The organism is Indolivaga alginatilytica, from assembly GCF_003201355.1.
Taxonomy (GTDB): Bacteria; Bacteroidota; Bacteroidia; order Bacteroidales; family Dysgonomonadaceae; genus Dysgonomonas_A; species Dysgonomonas_A alginatilytica.
Genome location: NZ_QICL01000008.1, coordinates 53,637 through 74,908 on the forward strand (window position 1 = coordinate 53,637; position 21,272 = coordinate 74,908).

At 36.5% G+C, this 21,272-nt stretch carries 20 protein-coding genes; 12 read left to right on the forward strand and 8 right to left on the reverse strand.

The window, feature by feature from the left end; genetic code table 11:
• Window positions 1–76: 76 nt before the first annotated feature.
• The 6 genes from CLV62_RS08280 to CLV62_RS08305 all read left to right on the forward strand — a co-directional run bounded on the left by CLV62_RS08280 (window position 77) and on the right by CLV62_RS08305 (window position 9,930).
• Window positions 77–3,010, forward strand: coding sequence for a GH92 family glycosyl hydrolase (locus tag CLV62_RS08280; RefSeq protein WP_394337196.1), 2,934 nt, complete (start codon window positions 77–79; stop codon window positions 3,008–3,010).
• Window positions 3,011–3,086: 76 nt separating this feature from the next.
• Entirely contained in the window at window positions 3,087–3,938 is an 852-nt protein-coding gene (locus CLV62_RS08285; protein ID WP_110310315.1) for an endonuclease/exonuclease/phosphatase family protein, read from the forward strand.
• A gap of 51 nt (window positions 3,939–3,989) precedes the next feature.
• Entirely contained in the window at window positions 3,990–5,957 is a 1,968-nt protein-coding gene (locus tag CLV62_RS08290; RefSeq protein ID WP_110310316.1) for an alkaline phosphatase, read from the forward strand.
• A 4-nt stretch (window positions 5,958–5,961) separates the two neighbouring features.
• The gene (locus tag CLV62_RS08295) at window positions 5,962–7,425 is read left to right on the forward strand and encodes a PA14 domain-containing protein (RefSeq protein ID WP_110310393.1); all 1,464 of its coding nucleotides are present in this window, start codon (window positions 5,962–5,964) and stop codon (window positions 7,423–7,425) included.
• 38 nt (window positions 7,426–7,463) lie between these two features.
• A complete protein-coding gene (locus tag CLV62_RS08300) occupies window positions 7,464–9,080 on the forward strand; it encodes an MGH1-like glycoside hydrolase domain-containing protein (protein ID WP_110310317.1) in 1,617 nt (538 codons plus the stop codon).
• Window positions 9,081–9,102: 22 nt separating this feature from the next.
• On the forward strand, window positions 9,103–9,930 hold the full coding sequence (locus CLV62_RS08305; protein ID WP_110310318.1) for an ROK family protein: 828 nt from the start codon (window positions 9,103–9,105) through the stop codon (window positions 9,928–9,930).
• A gap of 177 nt (window positions 9,931–10,107) precedes the next feature.
• Here the strand turns inward: CLV62_RS08305 and CLV62_RS08310 are convergent, their stop codons facing one another.
• Complete coding sequence (locus CLV62_RS08310) at window positions 10,108–10,425, reverse strand: hypothetical protein (protein WP_110310319.1); 318 nt, start codon at window positions 10,423–10,425, stop codon at window positions 10,108–10,110.
• 283 nt (window positions 10,426–10,708) lie between these two features.
• Here CLV62_RS08310 and CLV62_RS08315 point away from each other — a divergent pair, with 283 nt between their 5' ends.
• Window positions 10,709–11,236 carry a hypothetical protein gene (locus CLV62_RS08315; protein ID WP_110310320.1) on the forward strand — a complete coding sequence of 176 codons (528 nt, stop codon included), beginning with the start codon at window positions 10,709–10,711 and terminating at the stop codon, window positions 11,234–11,236.
• Between the two features lie 52 nt (window positions 11,237–11,288).
• On the opposite strand, the gene CLV62_RS08320 is transcribed toward CLV62_RS08315, so the two are convergent.
• The 7 genes from CLV62_RS08320 to CLV62_RS08350 all read right to left on the reverse strand — a co-directional run bounded on the left by CLV62_RS08320 (window position 11,289) and on the right by CLV62_RS08350 (window position 17,385).
• The gene (locus CLV62_RS08320) at window positions 11,289–13,232 is read right to left on the reverse strand and encodes a heavy metal translocating P-type ATPase (protein WP_221409230.1); all 1,944 of its coding nucleotides are present in this window, start codon (window positions 13,230–13,232) and stop codon (window positions 11,289–11,291) included.
• A 223-nt stretch (window positions 13,233–13,455) separates the two neighbouring features.
• Window positions 13,456–13,632 (reverse strand): histone H1, encoded by a 177-nt coding sequence (locus CLV62_RS08325; RefSeq protein ID WP_050708179.1) that lies wholly within the window; start codon window positions 13,630–13,632, stop codon window positions 13,456–13,458.
• Window positions 13,633–13,694: 62 nt separating this feature from the next.
• A complete protein-coding gene (locus CLV62_RS08330; RefSeq protein WP_110310322.1) occupies window positions 13,695–14,171 on the reverse strand; it encodes a hypothetical protein in 477 nt (158 codons plus the stop codon).
• An 18-nt stretch (window positions 14,172–14,189) separates the two neighbouring features.
• Window positions 14,190–15,533, reverse strand: coding sequence for a DEAD/DEAH box helicase (locus CLV62_RS08335; RefSeq protein WP_110310323.1), 1,344 nt, complete (start codon window positions 15,531–15,533; stop codon window positions 14,190–14,192).
• A 186-nt stretch (window positions 15,534–15,719) separates the two neighbouring features.
• Window positions 15,720–15,932 carry a hypothetical protein gene (locus tag CLV62_RS08340; protein ID WP_110310324.1) on the reverse strand — a complete coding sequence of 71 codons (213 nt, stop codon included), beginning with the start codon at window positions 15,930–15,932 and terminating at the stop codon, window positions 15,720–15,722.
• A gap of 17 nt (window positions 15,933–15,949) precedes the next feature.
• Window positions 15,950–16,927 (reverse strand): UDP-3-O-acyl-N-acetylglucosamine deacetylase, encoded by a 978-nt coding sequence (locus CLV62_RS08345; RefSeq protein ID WP_110310325.1) that lies wholly within the window; start codon window positions 16,925–16,927, stop codon window positions 15,950–15,952.
• A 26-nt stretch (window positions 16,928–16,953) separates the two neighbouring features.
• A complete protein-coding gene (locus CLV62_RS08350; protein WP_110310326.1) occupies window positions 16,954–17,385 on the reverse strand; it encodes a thioredoxin family protein in 432 nt (143 codons plus the stop codon).
• A 181-nt stretch (window positions 17,386–17,566) separates the two neighbouring features.
• Between CLV62_RS08350 and CLV62_RS08355 the strand changes: the two genes are divergently transcribed.
• From CLV62_RS08355 to CLV62_RS08375, 5 genes are all read left to right on the forward strand, one after another.
• Complete coding sequence (locus tag CLV62_RS08355; protein ID WP_110310327.1) at window positions 17,567–18,451, forward strand: helix-turn-helix domain-containing protein; 885 nt, start codon at window positions 17,567–17,569, stop codon at window positions 18,449–18,451.
• 312 nt (window positions 18,452–18,763) lie between these two features.
• A complete protein-coding gene (locus tag CLV62_RS08360) occupies window positions 18,764–19,201 on the forward strand; it encodes a MarR family winged helix-turn-helix transcriptional regulator (RefSeq protein ID WP_110310328.1) in 438 nt (145 codons plus the stop codon).
• Window positions 19,202–19,265: 64 nt separating this feature from the next.
• The gene (locus tag CLV62_RS08365) at window positions 19,266–19,901 is read left to right on the forward strand and encodes a nitroreductase family protein (protein WP_110310329.1); all 636 of its coding nucleotides are present in this window, start codon (window positions 19,266–19,268) and stop codon (window positions 19,899–19,901) included.
• Window positions 19,902–19,979: 78 nt separating this feature from the next.
• Window positions 19,980–20,480 (forward strand): thiol peroxidase, encoded by a 501-nt coding sequence (tpx, locus tag CLV62_RS08370; protein WP_110310330.1) that lies wholly within the window; start codon window positions 19,980–19,982, stop codon window positions 20,478–20,480.
• Window positions 20,481–20,500: 20 nt separating this feature from the next.
• The gene (locus CLV62_RS08375; protein ID WP_110310331.1) at window positions 20,501–20,980 is read left to right on the forward strand and encodes a glutathione peroxidase; all 480 of its coding nucleotides are present in this window, start codon (window positions 20,501–20,503) and stop codon (window positions 20,978–20,980) included.
• Window positions 20,981–21,272 lie beyond the last annotated feature (292 nt).

The following is a 21,272-nucleotide window of genomic DNA, read 5'->3' on the forward strand; positions in this document are numbered from 1 at the left end:
TTTACGGAGGAAGAAATTCCTCCGAAACTTTTAGCTTTACATCCGATCTTTTATAGCCTTGCTATATAAAATATATATGACCATGAAAAAACTTATCGTTTCTATATTCTCTACGTTACTGTTGGTGGGATGTTCATCGTCACCCAAAAGTCCGATTGAATATGTAGACCCTTTTATCGGAACAGGATTCCATGGGCATACGTACCCAGGAGCAACTGTACCTTATGGAGCAGTTCAGTTAAGCCCCGATACCCGTAATGAGGGTTGGGATGCTTCGTCCGGCTATCATTACAGCGACAGTACTATTTTAGGATTCTCACACACACATCTTAGTGGAACAGGATGCTCCGATTTAGCGGATATTCTATTCCATCCCACTACACAAGAATTAAAGTTGAAACCGGAGGGATATATTTTCGATCCACTTCCGTTTTCGCATAAAGATGAAAAAGCATCACCGGGATATTATTCCGTTGACTTTAAAAACGAAGGTATAAAAGCCGAACTAACAGCTACCACATACACAGGTGTTCATAGATACACCTTTGCTAAAGACAAAAGCATGTCGATAATTGTTGATATGGCACATCTTATTACAGAAGAGGTTATAGACTCTGTAATTATCAAGAAAACTGCTCCGAATGAATTGACTGGAATGCGAAGAACACAAGGATGGGTGCCCAATCAGTATGTATTCTTTGTGGCTCAGTTTTCAAAAGATTTCGAGAGCGTTGATATTGTGAATGATGGTGTAATATTAGCAGCAAATGCTGATCCTAAAACCAACAATGTACAAGCCGTTTTAAGATTCGGAACCTCTAAAGGCGAATCTATTGTTGCTAAAGTCGGTATATCCGTTGTAAGCCTTGAGAATGCAAGGGAAAACTTGATGAACGATGTAAAAGATTTCGATTTTGATAATGTGCATCAACAAGCCAGAACACTTTGGGAAGAAGCACTCTCGGATATTATTGTAGAAGGAGGTTCGGAACATGATTTGAAAAACTTCTATACAGCACAATATCATGCCAAGATTGTCCCCAATATTGTAAGTGATGTAAACGGTCAATACCGCAGACATGATATGACCATCGGACAATTGGACAAAGGTAAAAAGCATTATTCCACTTTTTCTATTTGGGATACATTCCGTGCTTGGAATCCATTAGTTACTCTTACCGATAATAGATTGGTATCCGATATGATTACTTCGTATCTGGATATGTACGATGCTTCGGGCGAATTACCTATCTGGCCACTTTCGGCAGGTGAAACAGGTACGATGATTGGTTATCATTCGGCTTCGGTCATTGCCGATGCATATATGAAAGGTATTCGAGAGTTTGATGTAGAGAAGGTTTTTGAATCCATGAAAGTATCGTCTAATATCAATAAAAAAGGCTCGGATTATTATGTGAAGTATGGTTTCATACCTTCCAATATAAAGAAAGAATCAGTATCGTGTTTACTTGAATATGCTTATGACGATTGGGCAATTTCTCAAATGGCGAAAGATTTAGGACATGAGGACGATTATAAAGAATATTCGGAACGTGCTTTATCATATATCAATGTATTTGACGGGCATACCAAGTTTTTCAGAGGCAAACGTATGGATGGAAATTGGGACGCACCTTTCAATCCTTTCGAACCCGGACGAGCATATACAGAGGCTACGGCTTGGCAGTACCGATTCTTTGTTCCTCACGATGTAAATGGTTTAATTCAATTGTTTGGTGGAGAAGAATCTTTCACTGCACAATTAGATAGTTTGTTTGTAGTAGAATCGAAAGTCGAAGGTACTATGGTCGATATTACTGGCTTGATAGGTCAGTATGCACATGGAAACGAACCTAGTCATCACATGGCATATTTGTATAACTATGTTGGTCAGCCTTGGAAGACTCAGGAGATGACACGCCGCATTCTTACGGAAATGTATCAGCCAACACCCGAGGGAATCAGTGGAAACGAAGATTGTGGTCAAATGTCGGCTTGGTATATATTAAGTAGTTTGGGTATATATTCTGTATGTCCCGGATCGAATGAGCTTGTTTTAACGACACCTTTGTTTGAAAAAGCAACTATTAAGTTAGCTAATGGAAAGACATTGGTTATCAAAGCAAACGATCCGCAAAAGAATATCTATATAGACAAAGTAACTTTAAATGGAAAAGCTATTGATAAAAACTTTGTTACCTATCAGCAATTGCTCGAAGGTGGAGAGTTAGATTTCACATTGACTAATGTTCCGAACAAAGAGCGTGGAATTGGGGGCGATGCCTATCCATATTCGCTAACGAAAGGGCTGGTAGTATCAATACCATTTACTACTAAAGATTTGGATTTATTTTTGGATGAAATTGATGTTGATCTGGCTTCTGCCACCCAAGGTGCTAAAATTTATTATACATTGGATGGAACGGAGCCTACCGAAGTTTCGGCTTTATATACGTCTCCTGTCAAGCTAACAGTTTCTACGTTAATTAAAGCGAAGGCTTTCAAAGAGAATTATACTCCGAGCAGAACATTTACTATCAATGCTACAAAAGCAGTGTTGGCTAATCCTAAGATTGCTCAGGCAAAAATGAACGGGACAAATTTCCGTTATTATGAAGGACTTTATAAAATAGTGGGTGATATAGAGAAGTCTCCTCTAAAAGAATCGGGAATAATGTCTGAGCCATCAATCAAGGGCGCAAAACAAGCCGATCATTTCGCTTACATATTTTCGGGTCTGATTTCTATCCCCGAAGATGGGGTTTATGAATTTATGACCCGATCGGATGATGGTAGCGTATTATATATTAATGATTTGAAAGTAGTGGATAATGATGGCTCACATGGTGCAATTGTAGCAACAGGACGAATTGCCTTGAAAAAAGGTTTCCATCCTTATCGCTTATTATATTTTGAAGACTACGAAGGAGAAGAATTGAGTTGGGGTTGGAGAGTGCCCGGATCGGACAAATTTGTTCCGATACCTGTCTTAAATTTGTTCACAAATTGAGACTGCTGTAGATACGGGCAGATCGTCTTCTGTCCTGTATCTGCAAAAGAATAATATTTACCTGAAATAAAAAAATATGAAAAATTTGATTTATATACTATTGGCAAGTTTGCTGATGTCGTGTGGAAGCAAACCTCTCGAGTTGAATATTATGTCTTATAATATTCGTTACGATAATCCCGAAGATAGTTTGAATAACTGGCAATATAGAAAAGATGTTGCAGCAAAAATAATCAAGACAAAAGATATAGATATAGTAGGTACTCAAGAAGTCCTCCACAATCAATTAGTCGATTTGCAAGAACGTTTATCCGAATATACTGCAATAGGAGTAGGACGTCAAGATGGAAAAGAGCAAGGTGAGTACAGTGCTTTATTTTATAAGAAAGATCGTTTTACCGAAATATCATCGGGTTATTTCTGGTTGAGCGAAACGCCCGAAGTTGCAGGCTCAAAAGGGTGGGATGGTGCTTGTGAGCGTATCGCAACATGGGCAATATTGAAGGATAAAAAGACAGGCAAAGAAGTATTTGCTATAAATACTCATCTAGATCACGTTGGTAAAATGGCACGTCAGGAAGGAGTAACTCTACTCCTAACAAAGGCTGCTGAGTTGAGTAAGGGATTACCTATTATAATGACAGGCGATTTTAATGCAACCCCCGATTCGGAAGTTATCAAACATGTAACTAACACATCACTAAAAGAGCATTTGATAAATGCCAAAGATATAGCTCTAGAATTTTCGGGTACTGAATGGACGTTTCACGATTTTGGCAAAATCCCTGTTGAAAAGAGAGATTACATAGATTATATATTTGTAAGCAATACTATTGAAACTGATAAATTTGAAGTACTTCCCGAAAAACTTGATGGAGTCTTTTTATCAGATCATGTTCCGGTTGTAGCTAAGATAAAAGTGAATTAAGAAACTTCTCTATCTACTTAAAATATATGATTTCAAACAAAAAATAACAAGATGAAAAAAAGATATATAAGTGCGTTTCTTCCATTAGTATTGTTGGGAGTAAGCTTTCCCGCAACTACATTCGCACAAAAGGACATTTTTATACATTCTCACAACGATTACCAACGGAGAGTACCTTTTTATCAGGCATACGCTCAACAAGTATCGTCGGTAGAGGCTGATATTTTTCTGAGTAAAGATAATCAACTTCTCGTTGCTCATGATTTACATGAATTACCTACAGCTTCTAATTTAGATGAACTATATATCAATCCATTGGTACATTTATTCAAACAAAATGGAGGAAAGCCGTGGAAAGATTCTGATAAGAAACTGCAATTGTTGATAGAGCTTAAAACTCCTGCAACACCAACACTCGATATGGTGGTACAAAAATTAAGTGCACATCCAGAGGTATTTAATCGGGCGGTGAATCCTTATGCTGTACAAATAGTTATCACAGGTGAATTTGTTCCTAACCCTTCCGATTTCTCGAAATATCCAGCCTATATTCAGTTTGACGGATTGTTGAGCGAAAAATATACTCCACAACAATTGGCTAGGGTGGCTTATATAAGTGTTCCTTTTTTTGAGTATGCTCAATGGAATGGAAAGGGCACACTAGTAACCGATCAGAAAAAAAAAGTAGAAGCGGTTATCGCCCAGATTCATGCAATGGGTAAGCCAATCCGCTTTTGGGGAACTCCCGATCACGTAACAGCTTGGAATACTTTCCATACAATGGGGGTAGATATTATAAATACGGATGTACCCGAACTTTGCGCTGACTTTTTCCACAACTTCGATGATAAGAATTTTGTGATTTCTCCTGACCTTGCTAATGCACACGAGGGAATCACTAAGACTGACCGCTTGGATAAAACGACAGCAGGTTTTCAGGGTTTTGATAATAAGAAGCTTCAATTGTCGAAAGGCATTGAAATATACCAACCTACTTATCTGAATGATGGGGTTCGCAAACCTGTCAAGAATATTATATTTCTGATTGGTGATGGTATGGGATTAGCTCAAATCAATGCAGCTGCAAGTGTAAATAAAGGCTTGTCACTATTTGGATTTAAGTATTTAGGATTACAACAGAACAGCTCGAAAGATGCTTTTACAACTGACTCAGCAGCAGGTGGAAGTGCTTTAGCAACAGGCGAATCGAATAATAACCGTCACATCTCGATGGCTGACGATGGTACAGTTTACCCATCTATGAGCGATGTGGCTACATCAAAAGGAATGAAAGCCGGAGTAGTTACTTGGGGAAATATTGCAGATGCAACTCCTGCTGCTTTTTACGGACATTCTACCGAGCGTGACAATGCGGATGAAATAACCGAATGGTTGCTAAAAGGTAATCTTACATTGTTGAATGGTAGTGGAATGCACATTCTTACAGATAGAAAAGACAAGAGAAATTTAGCTGAAGAATTGAAATCGAAATACAATATTACCACTTCTATAGATGAAATCAATAGCAAAAGTGGTAAAGTAATTTGTATTGATGAGCGTATGGAACAAGCTGCAACTGCCGAGACTATTGGCTTGTTGGCAGATGCAACAAAGGAATCGATAAAGAAATTAAGCGAGAATAATAAGAACGGATTCTTCCTGATGGTTGAAGGAGCTAAAATAGACTATGCAGGTCATGCTAATTCATTGCCCGGATCTATTGTAGAGATGCTTAGTTTTGATATGGCAATTGCAGAGGCTATGAAATTTGCCGATAGTAACGGCGAAACCTTGATTGTTGTAACTGCCGATCATGAAACTGGAGGTCTTACTTTAGTGGATGGCGATCTCGAAACAGGTAAAATTACGGCTCGTTATATGACTGACGATCATACACCTATTATGTTACCTGTTTTTGCCTATGGTCCCGGTGCTGCTGATTTCATAGGGATATATAAAAATACTCAGGTGTTCCATAAGATGAAAGCTCTTTTGGATGCGAACAAACAAAAGAAATAAGTATATGAAAAAGCATATAATTTTATTCCTGTTACTTTTTTTGAGCTTTGGCTCGATGGTTTCTTTTTCGAAAGAAAATATTCAGTTCCGATTCAATAAAGCAGGACAATTCAAAATTGCCCAGTTTACTGATATTCACTGGAACAATACATCTGATAATTGTGCTAAAACAATAGAAACCATTAAAATGGTATTAGATGCAGAGAAACCTGATTTGGCTGTGCTTACGGGTGATATAGTGAGTGATCCACCCATTAAGGATGGTTGGTTGGCTGTGGCTAAGATATTTGAAGAGGCTAAAATTCCTTGGACTGTTGTATTGGGTAATCATGATTCGGAAAAAGGACGAGGATTCTCTCGTTGCCAAATATTTGATATAATAGAAGGCTTGCCTTATTATACTGGAGAAAAAGGTTTGCCTATGACTGGTTGTGGAAACTATGAAATTCCAGTTCAGGCCTCCCAAGGAGATAAAACGGCTGCCGTTTTGTATCATATCGATTCGAATGATTATCCTGAAAATGATAAATTAGGACATTACGATTGGATACATTTCGATCAGATTAGTTGGTACAGGCATCTGAGTGATACTTATGCTTCTAAAAACAATAATAAAGTGTTGCCTTCATTGGCATTTTTTCATATTCCGTTGATCGAATACAATAATATAGTAGGGAAACCAACAACCGTGGGTACTAAAGGCGAAGGTATTGCTTCGGCTGATGTCAATTCGGGAATGTTTGCATCTTTGGTTGAGAAACAAGATGTAATGGGCGTGTTTGTTGGTCATGATCACAATAACGATTATATCGGCATCGAAAAGAATATAGCTTTAGCCTTTGGTCGTACATCGGGTGCGGATGCTTACGGAAAACTCGAAAGAGGTTCTCGTATTATTCTTATGTACGAAGATCAGTTTAAGTTTGATTCATGGATCAGAACCAAAAAAGGAACAGAGTTGTATTATTACTATCCTTCGGGTATATCGTCTGTGAATGAGAAGACTTTGAATTTTCTGCCAGCAAAGGATATTGAGTTGAACAAACAGGGGGTAGAGTATACTTATTACGAAGGCAAATTTAAATCGGTGGATGATATCATTTCTCAGAAACCTTTGAAAGAAGGGGTATTGAAGAATTTTTCGATAGAATCTGCTGCGGTGGAAGATTATTTTGCATTCGGTTTCAAAACCTATATTAAAATACCTGAGAGAGGAGTTTATCGCTTTTATACCAATTCGGATGATGGCTCGAAACTATACATTGACAGACAATTAGTGGTTGATAACGATGGCTCACACAGTTTAAAGCGAGTAGATGGAAAAGTAGCTCTTGAAGCAGGATTTCACGAAATAGAAGTTCGTTATCTCGAAAACTATATGGGACAAACCCTCGAAGTAGGTATTGCTAGTCGCCATATATTAGAGCAAGCTATACCCGATAATATGTTGTTTATACCGAATAGGTAAATAATAGAAAGGTCTATGACCTTAAAATTAGAAAATTTATGAAAAGAACATCTTTTGTACTTCTTATTCTCGGATTGATTATTATGTTTCCGATGGCTTTGTTTTCTCAGGAAAACGAGGAAACTCCACCAAAATATAATATGCCTTATAAGAATACATATGTAAAAGAAGCCTTGGTGGCAGAAAATGAATATAGGATTGCAAAGCCTAAAATAACGAAACCTAAAAGTTTTGAAGAAGCCAAAAATATATTGCCTAATCCTATATGGCAAGGGCATGACAAAGAAATAGAAATGTATTGGAAGGCATGGCAAATAGCTATCGGGAATATTCGTCAGCCGGATGAAGGTTCGGGTTTCGTTGCCAGTTATTTGGATGTAGCTTACAATGGAAACATTTTCATGTGGGATGCATCGTTTATGATGATGTTTGCCCGATATGGTTATCGATTCTTTCCATTTCAAAATACATTGGATAATTTCTATGCAAAACAGCACCCCGATGGCTTTATCTGTCGCGAAATAAAAGCAGATGGTGCAGATTGTTTCGAGCGTTACGATCCTGTAAGTACAGGTCCTAACCTTATCCCTTGGGCTGAAATGCAATATTATAAACAATATGGAGATATAGATCGTTTAAATAAAATATTTCCCGTACTGTGTGCTTATAATAAATGGTTGAGATTGAACCGTACTTGGCCAAATGGAACATATTGGTCGAGCGGGTGGGGCACAGGTATGGACAATATGCCTCGTGTACAATCTCAATATAGCATGATTTTCAGTCATGGGCATATGGTATGGTTAGATGCTTGTTTGCAACAAATACTGACCGATAATATCCTGCTCGAGATGGGATTTTATTTGGAGCGCTGGCAAGAGATCGAAGATTTGGAGGATGAGATTAAAATGCTTACCAAATATATTCAGGAGAATATGTGGGATGAGAAAACAGGTTTTCTGTATGATCAATATGCAGATGGAAGCCTATCAACAACCAAAGGAATTATGGCTTATTGGGCATTGCAAACCGATGTGTTGAAGAAACCGCAACTAGATCGTTTGGTGAAAGAATTAGATAATCCAAAGACGTTTAATCGTCCGCACAGAGTTCCATCTCTATCTGCTGATAATCCCAAATACAATGCAAAGGGCAGATATTGGCAAGGAGGCGTGTGGCCGGGTACTAATTATATGGTGATAACAGGTCTTGATAAAAAAGATTATCGCAAAGAAGCTCATGAGATAGCAGTGAACCACTATAATAATATTTTTGAAGTATATAAAAAAACAGGAACATTTTGGGAATATTATTCTCCCGAATCGGCAGAGCAAGGCTTCATGGGTCGTAAAGATTTTGTCGGTTGGACAGGTTTACCTCCCATTGCTGTATTTATTGAATATATTTTGGGTATCCGATCCGATTTCTCTACTAATTCCGTAGTTTGGGATGTCAATCAATTAGAGGCTCATGGTATTGAAAGGTATCCTTTCGGACCCGAAGGTGTAGTTTCTTTCAAAGTAAATAAGAGAAGCTCGGCTGATGAAACTCCTGTTATTACTATTGAGTCGAATATTACTTTCGAGATGACTGTATACTGGGGTAAAGACAAGTCGAAAAAGGTTACCATTAAAGAAGGAAAGCAAACAGTCTAATCGGAACAGAAAAATTACAACCATGAAAATAGGTATAGATTTTGGTGGCACCAATATTCGAATAGGAGTTGTTGACAAAGGTATTATTGTTAAGAAAATAGCAGAGTCATGTAAAGCTGATAAATCGGAAAAAGAGATTCTCGATCATCTGATCAGTATGATTCATCAGGTGATAAATTCCGATATAACAAGCATAGGCATAGGAGTTCCTTCGGTAGTAGATGTAAAAAGAGGAATTGTTTATAATGTAAATAATATTCCTTCGTGGAAAGAAGTTCATCTGAAAGAGATTCTTGAGAAAGAATTCAAGATTCCCGTATCAGTGAATAACGATTGTAATTGCTTCGCTCTAGGCGAGCATTCGTGTGGAGAGGGTGCCAATTTCGATGATATCGTATGTGTGGCTCTAGGAACGGGAGTTGGTTCAGGTATTATATTTAATAATAAGTTATGTAACGGAGCTAATACGGGAGCAGGCGAGATAGGTGAGTTGTCTTACCTTCAACACAATTACGAGTATTATTGCAGTAGTCACTTCTTTATAAAAGAACATAATATAACGGGACGAGAGGCTTATGACAGAGCTTGCCAAAAAGATGCAGATGCTTTAAAGGTATGGGATGAGTTTGGTGTCCATGTCGGAAACCTGCTGAAAACTATTCTTTTTGCGTACGACCCTCAAGCAATAATATTGGGAGGAAGTATCTCCAAGTCGTTTGAATTCTTTTCTCCAAAAATGTATGAAACTTTGCATACTTTTCCTTATCCGGAAACTGTTACAAAATTAAAAATAGCATGCTCTAAGAAAGAAGATATTGCAATTGTTGGAGCAGCCGATTTAATTATTTAATACTTTACTAAAAACACATATTCTAAGTGGGTGATTATAGATTTCTATAATCACCCTTTTTTATAGTATACATCTAAAGAAAGTGCGTAATCAAAATTTTGATATACGCACTCCAATATTGAGTAAAATAAAAGAATTGAATTGAATAACTAAATGTAGTCTAAAATATGTATGGCTTTATTTTTCTTGTTGTTTTTGCTCTTCTTGCTCTTCTTGCTCTTCTTGCTCTTGTTTTCTATTTATGATAAATGCCATATATAGAAAAATAGCAGCAACACTTGCTGCAGTGGCATACCCTATAAGAACATTAGAGGTAAGCGATTCATAATCGAGTCTAAATAAATTAAGCACGAAAGATCCGAGTAGAGCACCTATCATACCAATGGCAAAACTTGTAAATAAACCAAGTTTATTCTTTTTGGGAAGCTTATTAGCTATATATCCTATAAGAATACCTATTACTAATGACCCTATAACGTCGAATCCTATGTCCATCTTATCTTTAAATACCTTATGTTGCACTATTGTGTGTGTTATAATGATTATATAACATAGTTCTGATTTATTTTGTTTAATGTGAAATAGTTAAAATTGATAAGTTGCCTGTAATGTATTTAAATAGAGGATTGAAAGAACTAAATACTTAAAAAAAGTGTTATTTTAAAAAGAATTATCAAGGGAAGAGAGGTTGTTTATTCGCCAAAACAATAAAAAAAACGGCGACCTTAATAAAAAGTATTAAATTTGGAATCGTTATAACTTACAGAACAACAATTTTATGGTAAAGAAACTATTATTCCTGTTACTATTCTTTTTGAGTATAGTGACTTATGCACAAAACTCGTATAGCCAGACAGAAGTAGATCTGAAACTGGAGCTCCAGAAAAAAGAAATGGATGAAAAGTTCGCAGAGCTAAAAAATGAGAAGGATAAAGCAGATCTTAAGATGATAGAACAAGATAAGCGCCTTGCCGAAACTCAAAGCCGTTTATCTAAAATCATAGATATATTCGGACTTTTAATTGCCGGATTGACAATCTTGGTAACTATTGCCGGTTTCTTTATGGATAAGAATAATAAAAAGAAAAGTCAGGAGATAGAAGACGAATTCGATCAATTAAAAGCCGAGAGCGAAAAACAAATAGACTATATCAGACAACATGCTCAGTTGGTGGCTGAGAAAGCACAGCTGATGGTCGAAAAAGCAGCACTGGAAATAGACCATATAAGGGATGAAGCTCATATTTCTTTATTAGAAATAAATACGAGGAAAAATGCGAATGAAGAGGCTGATGAAAAAGCTTGATTATGAGTTGAATATAAACAGCAAAGAGCGAAGATTATTCGCTCTTTGCTGTTTAAAATTTCTTTCTGAGGATTCGCACAGCATTCAATATTGCAAGCAATGCCACACCTACATCAGCAAAAACGGCTTCCCACATGGTTGCAACTCCAACCGCACCGAACGATAGTACTAGAAGTTTAACAGTAAAAGCCAGTATTATATTTTGAACTACAATTTGTTTGGTCGATTTGGCGATATGTATGGCTGTTATAATTTTAGACGGATGGTCTGTTTGTATAACGACATCTGCTATTTCAATAGCTGCATCAGAGCCCATACCACCCATTGCAATTCCTACATCGCTGAGTGCTAAAACAGGAGCATCATTGATACCATCCCCTACAAATGCAATTACATTTGTTTTGTCAGTTTTCAATTGTTCAACATACTTTACTTTGTCTTGGGGAAGAAGATCCCCATGTACACTGCCGATCCCTAGTTCTTTAGCTACTTTTTGCGTGATTGACGATTTATCGCCGCTTAACATAATGGTTTGTATACCTAGTTTATGCATTTCGGCTATGGACGAAAGAGCATCCTCTTTTATTTCATCGGCAATAGTTATATATCCTGCATATTTATTGTCAATGGCTGCAACAACCACTGATTCGATAATAGAATCGATATTCTTATCATATTCGATTCCATATTTCCGCATCATCTTAGTATTTCCCACCAATACATTTTTGTCGCCTACATAACCTTTAAGCCCATAGCCCGCAATTTCTTTTACGTCTTTAGTTTTGTAATGATTGGCTTTCTTTATAGTGGTACTGTATTCAACTATGGCTTTTGCTATCGGATGATTGGATAGTTTTTCGATAGCTGCTACAATCTGAATAAATTCTTGTTGATTGTATGAGGGGCAAACTATGTTTTGTACTTTGAATACTCCTTTGGTCAGTGTACCTGTCTTATCCATAACAACAGTATTAACAGAGGTCATCAGATCCATGTAATTGGCTCCTTTGAATAAAATACCATTACGGGAAGCGGCTCCAATTCCTCCAAAATATCCCAAAGGAATAGAGATCACCAATGCACATGGGCAAGAGATTACCAGAAAAATCAGGGCACGGTATAACCATGTATCAAAAACATAGTCGCTGACAACAAAATAAGGAATAACGGTTATAGCTAATGATAAAAAGAATACAATAGGTGTATATATGCGTGCAAATTTGCGGATAAGTAATTCGGTTTTTGCTTTTCGAGAAGTAGCATCCTGCACCATCTCCAATATTTTGGATAGAGAACTGTCTTCGTATTTCTTTTCTACTTTTATTTCGACTACTTTATCGAGGTTGAGCATCCCTGCCAATACTGTTTCACCTTCGCGGATAGTTTTAGGCTTGCTCTCGCCTGTTAAAGCGGATGTATTGAAGCTACTGTTGGCTGATAATAAAACGCCGTCTAAAGGGATTTTTTCGCCTGCCTTAACTTGTATAGTTTCTCCGATAAGAATAGTTTCGGGTGAAACGATTTGATAATTTCCACCTCTTAATACGCTTGCGGTATCGGGGCGAATATCTAATAAGGCTTTAATATTGCTTTTCGCCTTGTTTACAGCCGATTCTTGGAACAATTCGCCTACGGAGTAGAACAACATCACTGCGACACCTTCGGGGTATTCTCCGATGAAGAAAGCGCCTAGTGTGGCGATGACCATTAATGTGAATTCATTGAAGAAATCGTTTTGCCTGATTGCTTCGTATGCTTCTTTAATTACAGGGAATCCTACGGGGATATAGGCTACTATATACCATATTAAACGGGGGTAACCCGAAAAGAAGCCGATTGAACTGATATTATCAAGAAGGACTCCTATAAGGAGGATAATAAGGCTGAATATTGCAGGAATGTATCTTTTCCATGTTGTTGTGCTTTCTCCGCCCTCATGTGAGTGCGATCCACAACAATGCTCGTGAGATTCTGTTTGTTGAATTGTATTTGCCATCTTAATATGTATTAAAGTCATTGTCTGACTTGCTTATTACAATATACTTACTTATCTGATGACAAAATTAGTGCTTAAGGCTTGCAACCAGGTTGCAAATATAGTAGTGGGGTGGGATGATTTAAATATTATAATTTGTTGTTGTAGTTGGCTAAATAATAAAAAGGTTTGTGACCTTAAAACAAAAAAGAGATGCTTTTCAGCACCTCTTTTGTTGTCTCTCTTATTTCTTAGACTCTTCGATAGAGATTTTACGAAACTCTTTCAGAGATTTTTCAATAGCTAAAGAAGCTTTTCTAGCACGAGTTCCCGCAGCTTTGTTTCCGCTTTCAGCTTGTTGTCCGGCGTCTTTAGTAAATTCTGCGATTAGTGCATTCAAGTTGTCTAATAATTCTTTCATAATCTTATTTATTTTTTTAATTCGGGCAAAGGTAATAGAAACAATATAATTTCGAAATTTTTTTAATTCGAATTTTCTTTGTATTTGTCGAGTAATTTATATACGTCAGCTTTTTTGTCTTCGGCCAAAGTGTACCATTTGTTCTTAAATTTGGTTCTTCCGTTTTCTTTCCAAACCATCAGCCAATCACTTTCATCGTTTGATTTTCCTGTATTGTAGATTATAATGGTGTAATCGGGCGCTTGCATTTTTATCATTATGTCGCTGTTATTTAATCGTGTATCGTATTCAGCGGTCGATACTGCATCAGCTAATGTTATATAGTCTGAATTGTTGATAACTGTCTTTAAATCGTTATCAAGAATAAGCATCATCGAATCTATTTTAGAGGCATCAATAAAAATCTTAGTGCTATCATTTATTTTAGTTTCCGATGCATTTATATTTTCTTTTTCATATTCCGCTTGTACCGCTTTCTTGGAATCACATGATATAAATATGGTTCCCAAGGTAAGTATATAGATAAATAGATGTTTCATGTATTTAAAATGTTTATTTTATTCTTCTTTCTTGATAACGTTTCGGGCAACTTCTATCTTATATTTTTTTCCTTTCATTTTTTGATCTTTGATAGTTGCAAGAAGTGCTTTTACCTTGGATGAGCGGACTGCTACAAACGAAATGAAATCTTTTACTTCTATCAATCCTAAATCGTCTTTGCCGAGTTCCCCTTTTTGTAAGAAAAAGCCTACGATATCACTCTTGTTGAGTTTGTTCTTTTTGCCACCGCTTACATAGACTGTCTGGAATTCGGGGCGCTCGGGTAGGGGATTCCCTGCCTGAACACTGAATACCTTATAGTGTGTAGGAACATAATCGGGAGTCTTCTCATCCTTGTGTAGTAATATATAAGCTGTACCTTGAGCATGCATACGGGCTGTACGACCATTACGATGCATAAACTCGGTTTCTTTGGCTGGAAGGTGATAATGAACCACGTGTTTCATTTCGGGAATATCCAATCCACGTGCAGCTAAGTCGGTAGTTACCAGATAACGTAAACTATAATTTCGGAACTGAATAAGTACCCTTTCGCGGTCGTCCTGATCCATTCCTCCATGATAATAACCAGTCTGTATACCTTTGGCTGTAAGCATATCGCTGATGCGTTCGGCTACCTCGCGGTGATTGCAGAAGATAAGAGCAGGCTCGGAGTTGAAGGTACATATCAGTTGAAATAAAGTTTCTATTTTGTCCTTTTCGGGTGATATAACCATTCTTACCGAAAGTCCATCGTTAGACTCTTGTTTAGTATAATCTAGAACTTTAGGTGATATGACTTGCGTAAATTCAGGAATCTCGACATCGGAAGTTGCCGAAGTCAATATTCTTTTTTCTAAGTTAGGCAATTGGTTGATGATATGTTTCATCTCGTCTTGAAAACCCAATTGTAATGATTTATCAAATTCATCCAATACTAGAGTATGAATTGAATCTGTATTGAATGATTCTCTTTCCAAGTGATCTTTTAATCTGCCCGGTGTACCAATAAGTAATGCAGGAGGATTGCTGAGATTGCGTAACTCTGTATCAATAGAGTGACCGCCATAACATACATTTATTTTGTAGCCTGTACTCATCTTTTTCCAAACTTGCTCTATCTGAATAGCAAGTTCACGAGATGGAACAATAACAATAGCTTGAACGGTTTTTACATCCTCCTTCAACAATTCGAGTACAGGTAATAAGAATGCTACTGTCTTACCCGATCCTGTGGGAGACAATAATATTGTATTGCTACTCGAACTTAAGATGGCTGCCTTGGCAGCTATCTGCATCTCATTGAGGTTTTCTATCCCCAAATTGGATAATATGGTGGTTGTTTTATTTTCTGTATTCATACTACAAAGGTAATCTAATGTCTTGTAATTTTTAGATTTAAGAACTTAAATCCCGTTGTTTTTTACTTCCGCTCTTATTTATTTGCAGATTGATTGTACAAGCTGCTCTGCGTAGGGAAAGCAAATAGGGGCGAATATAACCTACTCACCCCTACTCAAATAGAATGTAACAACAAAAAAACTGGACTATCTGATGTGTTTAGTTTCATTTAGTAAACACATAACAAATCCGCCTATGATTCCGCCATATGCACAATTTATCCAACATTCGGCTGATAGTGGATAGGTCCCCCAATAGCAAGCAAAGTAGTACCAATGGATGTATCCTAAAACGATACCTACAATTGTGCCTGTCAATGCTCTATTGTTGTGGCGGATAAAGAGTAATATATCTTTCATTTCGATTAAAAGTTTTATTAAGGACAGTTCCAATAAAAATGACTGGGTTTAGGTTGTTGAATATTCATATCGGCTTCCGTGCTAACATTCAATTGCTTGCGAATAGCTCTTGCAAACATATTATTAATGCGGTGACCGGGAGAATTAGCTACAATTTTACCTTTTATGAAATACCCGACTAAAGCAACATCACCTATTATGTCGAGTAATTTATGACGTGCAGGTTCATTAGCATACAGCAACGGTTTGTTCATCATATAGCCTAATTTACTGGCATCTTTTCTTTTGATATCCATTAGATCTGATATCCGATCAAGCTCTTCCTGAGGCATCAGTTGGTCATAAATGACGATTGCATTGTCCAGATCTCCTCCTTTGATCAGGTTGCTCTTTAATAGGTGTTCAACCTCTTTCACAAAAACAAAAGTACGTGCCGAAGCAAAATCTTTGGTGAAATCCGATAAATCCTCTAAGCGTGCATTCTGACGTTTAAGCAGGATGGAATCAAACGAAATATGGCATTCGATGTTGAAATGGTCATCGGGTAATAAAAGCATCGATGATCCGGAGACTTCATCCATCACTTTTATCTTTTTACGAGGAAAGCTTATGTATACTCTTTCTGTTTGCTGTAAAGTGACTCCCACCTCTTTTATTTTACGAACATACAGGGTAGAGCTTCCATCCAAAATAGGGAATTCGGGAGCATTTATATCGATCAGGCAATTGTCTATTTCACAAGCATACAACGCAGCCAACGCATGTTCCACTGTGCCTACCTGAATCCCATTTTTGGATAGTACTGTTCCTCTGGCAGTAGAAGTTACATTTTCAGCCAAAGCGTTTATAATAGGTTGCCCATCTATATCTGTTCTTCTTATCTTATATCCGTGATTGTCAGGAGCCGGATTAAATGTTATACGTCCGTTAATTCCTGTATGAAGTCCCTTTCCTTCCAAAGAGAAACTTTGTTTTAAAGTTCTTTGTTTAGTCATAACACCATTTTTTCGTTACAAATTATTTATATACTTCGTTTGTAGATCATTATCAAGTTCGAAATAGGTACTATACCCATAATACGGTCGATCTCCTTACCGTCTTTAAATATTAATGTGCTCGGTGTACCCGATATGGCATACTTTCCATATTCACCCGGATATTTGTCTATGTTCAATTTGTAGAATCCGGTATGACCTTCAGAAGCTTTTATAAGCTGATTTAGGTTCTGTTCCATCTTGGTGCATACATCAGATTCATCCGTATAAAAAAGAACAAAACAAGTACCCGAAGCTACATTGTCGGAAAATGATTGATTGTCTAATTCTATTAATGCTGAATTTTCTTCTACCATTGGTGTGTTGTGTAATTCTTTACTCCAGATAATATTTGAAGAAATTACTAATATGGCAAATACCAACAAAAAATGCCACGTCTTAAGACTAACTTTACTCATTCCTTTTCGCTGCTTTAATAACCCTATTGTTGTTAACTCTAATTTCTTTTACAAAGATCACTAGTTTAAATGAATATTGTAAACTCTAAAAAGCTACAATTATGTTCTAAATGTCGCTTTTTGTGTGGTTTCCTTTTTTTATTCTATTATATTTGTCTGTAAATAAGTAAATGCTGTAATTATGAGTGAAGATCAATACGGAAAGATTCCTTGTACCGATATTTCGAAAGGAATTTCACCTTCTATACTGAAAAATTTCATTGTGTCAGATAAGAGTTTTAATGTTCAAGATTACTTTTTGGATCTTCGATATCCACATATCGTAGAAGGGATTAGCTTTGCGATTTGTGTGAAAGGAAATGCACGGATGAAGATTAATCTTCAGGAATATCATGTTACAGAGAATATGCTTATTACGATCATGCCGGGGTATATAGTCGAATTATTATCTGAAAGTGACGATCTGTCCATTGAGTTTCTCTTCTTCACCTTCGATTTTATTGCAGATCTTAAATTGACTATGGATATGGATATTCCCGAAAAGATAGGGCAGATGCCGTGTCTAAAAATAACAGAAGAGGAAACTCAAAATCTGCTCGAATTTCATGCTTTCATTGTAAAGCAATATAAAAAGACAGATAATATATATCGGGAGAAGATTGCAAAAAGCTTATTATATACACTTATATGTGAGGTGATGCAATTGTATCAAGGTTTGAAGCTTATTGATAACGCTCGAACCAAATCAAGACAAGAAGAACTTATAAATCAGTTTGTAGAATTACTGTTCAAATACCACAAACAGGAGAGGAGTATCTCCTTTTATGCCGAAAAAATGTTTTTAACTCCCAAATATTTATCAAAAGTAATAAAAGATGTTACAGGAAAACCTGTTTTGCAGTGGATTGATGAGATGGTTGTAATGGCCGCTAAAGCTCTATTGAAAACCTCAAATATGACTATCTTACAAATATCGGAGGAGTTAAACTTTGCAAATGCCTCTTTCTTTGGTAGTTTTTTCAGAAAGAGGGTAGGAATGACTCCTATGCAATATAGGGAGTGTTGATTTAATAAGGTAATCATATTTCTTTAAGATAACTTGTTATTTCATTGTTGAGAGATTTTCGTATGAAATAACCGAATCTCCAATGACTTTTTCGCAATCAAGCCCTGTGGTTTATTGATAAAAAGCCTAGGCAGATAGATATAATGTAGGTCGGTGATAATTCGCTGTTTTCCATTTAGTTATATTGTTAAATAGATGTAGCGTATATAGATATAGATATAATCATAGCTGTATTTTATAATATTTAACGTATAATATTCTTATTTTAATTGTGCGCAATATAATTTTACAAAACTAAATTGTTAGTAGGTAATGACAGAATATTTAAAACTCGAAAATCAAGTCTGCTTTCCTATATATGCTTTAGCTAGGCAGATGGCAGCTTTATATAGACCTTATCTGGATAAATTGGGTTTAACATACCCTCAATATCTGGTTATGTTGGTACTATGGGAGCATAAATCGGCTACCGTAAAGTGTATAGGTGAGTTGCTTTGGCTTGATAGTGGAACGCTGACTCCTTTATTGAAGCGGATGGAATCTAACGGACTACTTTCTCGAAAACGCTCTTGCATAGATGAAAGGGTTGTAGATATTGTAATTTCAGAAAAAGGAGAGGGACTTAGGCTGCAAGCTGAAAATATTCCAATGTATTTAAAAGAGCAGTTGGAAACGGAGGATGAACAATTGATCGCATTGCGTGAGCAGTTAAAGAGAATATTGTTGACCACCTCTAAGTGTAAACTATGAGTTTTGAGGGATAAATAGATCTGGAATACTATTATAAAACGTCTTACATTATATTTAAAATAAAATGAGTTTATTAGAACAAGCAAAATGGCGATATGCCACAAAGAAGTTTGATGCTTCTAAAAAAGTAGATCAAAAATTAGTAGATCAAATAGTAGAAGCGGCCAGATTGGCTCCAACTTCATCGGGACTACAGCCTTTCAAGGTAATTGTTATAACTAACCAAGAGTTGAAAAATCAACTTGTGCCTATATCTATGGGGCAACAGCAAGTTGCAGATTGTTCGCATTTGTTGGTTTTTGCTGCGTGGGATAATTACACCGAAGAAAGAATAGATCATATATATGGTATCACTACCGGAGCAAGAGAACAACCGGTTGATAGATATAAAGATTATACAGATCGCTTGAAATCGCTTTATTTGGCTCGTCCTCACGAAGAAAACTTTGCACATACAGCACGCCAATCATATATTGCTTTTGCCTATGCCATTGCTATGGCTGCTGAGCTTAAGGTAGATACAACTCCTATGGAGGGTTTTGATAACGAAGCTGTAGATAAATTATTGAACCTTTCCGGGCAAGGGTTGAGAAGTGTTACCCTACTGCCATTAGGTTACAGAGATGAGTCTAATGATTGGTTAGTTAAGATGAAGAAGGCAAGGCATCCTCAATCGGAATTTGTTATTGAAATAAAATAAGGTTTTAAATCCTTAAATAAAATAAGATGCGGATTGTTTCTGCGTTATAATTATATTCACAATTAAAAAATAACTCAAATGTCACAAATTACATTAGGCGGTCAAGCGGTAAATACAATTGGTAATTTACCATCAGTAAAATCAAAAGCACCGGCTTTTACATTGGTAAAACAAGATTTATCAGAATTATCTTTATCAGATCTTAAAGGTAAAAACGTTATTCTTAATATTTTCCCGAGTTTAGACACAAGTACTTGTGCTGCTTCAGTAAGAAAATTCAATAAAGGAGCTGCAAGCTTGTCTAATACTGTAATATTAGCTGTTTCTGCTGACCTTCCATTTGCAGCAGGTAGATTCTGTACAACAGAAGGTATAGAGAATGTTATTCCAGTTTCTGTTTTCAGAGATCAAGCCTTTGCTCGTGATTATGGAGTACTATTAGTAGATGGTCCATTGAAAGGGTTACTTGCTCGATCATTGGTTGTTGTAAATGCAGAGGGAGAAGTTGTTTATACAGAACTTGTCCCCGAAATCAAAGATGAGCCTAATTATGAGGCTGCTTTAGCTATCTTGAAATAAAACATATAAGATAAAACTATATGCCTACTACTATTTATGACTTTATAGTCAAAGGAAATAACGGGCAGGATGTTGATCTTGCTCAATATCGAGGACAGGTGGTCTTGATTGTCAATACAGCTAGTAAGTGTGGTTTTACACCTCAATATAAAGGTCTTGAATACCTCTATCAGAAGTATAAAGATCAAGGGCTGGTGATATTAGGTTTTCCTTGTAATCAATTTGCAAACCAAGAACCGGCCGCTGATGCTGAGATAGCCTCATTCTGTGAACTTAACTACGGAGTTACTTTCCCTTTGATGAAAAAGGTTGATGTAAATGGTAAAGAGGCAGCTCCTATCTTTCAGTTTTTGAAGAAAAAAGCAAGAGGTTTTCTCTTTTCTGGAATAAAGTGGAACTTCACAAAATTTCTCATTGACAGGGACGGACAGACGGTAAAACGATTTAGTCCAACAACTAAGCCGGAGTCACTGGAAGCTGATGTTCTTAAAATGATTTGAGCAGGAAAATAAAAATAGGGTAAGCAATATAAGCTTACCCTATTTTTATATAACTATTTTGAATTTCCGGATGTATTTGTACGTCATTTTTTATTTTACTCATATGTTATTTCACTATTTTCTAAAGCTAATTGAATTTTAATTAATTATTATTCACTTCCTTTATGTCTTAGTAGTGTCATTTATTGTTGGGTTGTTGTGTCTTAAGGAAGCTTTAATTGTTTTTCCTGCATCAAAAAGATTTTTTAATGGCTGATTTTGTTTTTTGTTGTTTATTTTTCTTGAATAGGTA

Coding starts and splice junctions, on each gene's coding strand:
- CLV62_RS08280 (WP_394337196.1), top strand. CDS start 77: ATGACCATGAAAAAACTTATCGTTTCTATATTCTCTACGTTACTGTTG.
- CLV62_RS08285 (WP_110310315.1), top strand. CDS start 3,087: ATGAAAAATTTGATTTATATACTATTGGCAAGTTTGCTGATGTCGTGT.
- CLV62_RS08290 (WP_110310316.1), top strand. CDS start 3,990: ATGAAAAAAAGATATATAAGTGCGTTTCTTCCATTAGTATTGTTGGGA.
- CLV62_RS08295 (WP_110310393.1), top strand. CDS start 5,962: ATGAAAAAGCATATAATTTTATTCCTGTTACTTTTTTTGAGCTTTGGC.
- CLV62_RS08300 (WP_110310317.1), top strand. CDS start 7,464: ATGAAAAGAACATCTTTTGTACTTCTTATTCTCGGATTGATTATTATG.
- CLV62_RS08305 (WP_110310318.1), top strand. CDS start 9,103: ATGAAAATAGGTATAGATTTTGGTGGCACCAATATTCGAATAGGAGTT.
- CLV62_RS08310 (WP_110310319.1), bottom strand. CDS start 10,425: ATGGACATAGGATTCGACGTTATAGGGTCATTAGTAATAGGTATTCTT.
- CLV62_RS08315 (WP_110310320.1), top strand. CDS start 10,709: ATGGTAAAGAAACTATTATTCCTGTTACTATTCTTTTTGAGTATAGTG.
- CLV62_RS08320 (WP_221409230.1), bottom strand. CDS start 13,232: ATGGCAAATACAATTCAACAAACAGAATCTCACGAGCATTGTTGTGGA.
- CLV62_RS08325 (WP_050708179.1), bottom strand. CDS start 13,632: ATGAAAGAATTATTAGACAACTTGAATGCACTAATCGCAGAATTTACT.
- CLV62_RS08330 (WP_110310322.1), bottom strand. CDS start 14,171: ATGAAACATCTATTTATCTATATACTTACCTTGGGAACCATATTTATA.
- CLV62_RS08335 (WP_110310323.1), bottom strand. CDS start 15,533: ATGAATACAGAAAATAAAACAACCACCATATTATCCAATTTGGGGATA.
- CLV62_RS08340 (WP_110310324.1), bottom strand. CDS start 15,932: ATGAAAGATATATTACTCTTTATCCGCCACAACAATAGAGCATTGACA.
- CLV62_RS08345 (WP_110310325.1), bottom strand. CDS start 16,927: ATGACTAAACAAAGAACTTTAAAACAAAGTTTCTCTTTGGAAGGAAAG.
- CLV62_RS08350 (WP_110310326.1), bottom strand. CDS start 17,385: ATGAGTAAAGTTAGTCTTAAGACGTGGCATTTTTTGTTGGTATTTGCC.
- CLV62_RS08355 (WP_110310327.1), top strand. CDS start 17,567: ATGAGTGAAGATCAATACGGAAAGATTCCTTGTACCGATATTTCGAAA.
- CLV62_RS08360 (WP_110310328.1), top strand. CDS start 18,764: ATGACAGAATATTTAAAACTCGAAAATCAAGTCTGCTTTCCTATATAT.
- CLV62_RS08365 (WP_110310329.1), top strand. CDS start 19,266: ATGAGTTTATTAGAACAAGCAAAATGGCGATATGCCACAAAGAAGTTT.
- tpx (WP_110310330.1), top strand. CDS start 19,980: ATGTCACAAATTACATTAGGCGGTCAAGCGGTAAATACAATTGGTAAT.
- CLV62_RS08375 (WP_110310331.1), top strand. CDS start 20,501: ATGCCTACTACTATTTATGACTTTATAGTCAAAGGAAATAACGGGCAG.